Below are 945 nucleotides of genomic sequence, written 5' to 3' on the forward strand. Positions count from 1 at the left end.
TGTAGCCCAGCAAATTAAAGTTCCTGTCTCCCGCACAAAAACGTCAAATTAAAATCTCAGTTTTTAAACACTGTCTATAAAAGCGTGCTGCAGGAGGCGGCACGTTTTCCTCTTGATCATCCCATGTCATTCCGATATAGTTTTTATGGAACGAAAAAAGAGAAAGAACAGCCCCTTCCACAGTTCGTTCTTTCTCTCACATACCAGTGTGCCTGCCATATACGGGATCGTGTCCCACTCGTGAGGCTCCGGCACCACCGACATATACTATGATAAGAGAAAACTCCCTGTTTTGCAAGCTGATTCGCATAAAAAGTTCATCAAAGATCCTGTTTGATTCCTTCATGGCTGGATTCCGTTCGGAACTGCAGACCTGTCCCTGTTGCGGAGCCAGGGGCTCCTGCAGCATCCATGCCTATTACGACCGATCCCTGGTGGACTTCATAGGCGGTGCCCCAGTCCGCCACAGCCTCTGCATCATGCGCCTCATCTGTACCTGTGGCCATACCCACGCCATCCTCCCGGACTTCATCATCCCCTACTCCGGCTACGGCCTGTTCTTCCTCCTGCGTGTCCTGGCGGAGTATTTCCTGCGCCTTTCCACTGTGGAAAGGCTATGCGAACGCTTCTGTATCACCCTTTCCCAGCTACGCCGGTGGCTGCAGCTCTTCCGGGTGCAGAAGGAGGATTGGCTCGGCGTGCTTTCCTCCATGGAGGCTTCCGGCCTTTCCTTCCTGAAGTCCCTGCTCACGCAGCCGGCTTATTCAGATTTCGCCTCAGCCTTTGTCCGCCGTTTTACAAAGTCTTTCCTCCAGTCCCATAAAAACCCGGCACTTTACTGCCAGCAGGCGTTCGGCCCCTGACCCTTTTTCCGTCGGCCACACGCCACGGGTATGGTTTCCCACCCTTCTCTCCTGCATAATGGTGGAAAACCACCTAAGGAGG

At 53.0% G+C, this 945-nt stretch carries 2 protein-coding genes; one reads left to right on the forward strand and one right to left on the reverse strand.

Annotation, left to right across the window (positions count from 1 at the left end):
• Positions 1–320: 320 nt before the first annotated feature.
• Positions 321–506 carry a hypothetical protein gene (locus E5329_RS31435; RefSeq protein WP_275443892.1) on the reverse strand — a complete coding sequence of 62 codons (186 nt, stop codon included), beginning with the start codon at positions 504–506 and terminating at the stop codon, positions 321–323.
• Between E5329_RS31435 and E5329_RS32775 the strand changes: the two genes are divergently transcribed.
• On the forward strand, positions 435–863 hold the full coding sequence (locus E5329_RS32775; RefSeq protein WP_408634718.1) for a DUF6431 domain-containing protein: 429 nt from the start codon (positions 435–437) through the stop codon (positions 861–863). The genes E5329_RS31435 and E5329_RS32775 overlap by 72 nt on opposite strands.
• Positions 864–945 lie beyond the last annotated feature (82 nt).

Origin of the sequence: Petralouisia muris, assembly GCF_004793545.1 — a bacterium.
Taxonomy (GTDB): domain Bacteria; phylum Bacillota; class Clostridia; order Lachnospirales; family Lachnospiraceae; genus Petralouisia; species Petralouisia muris.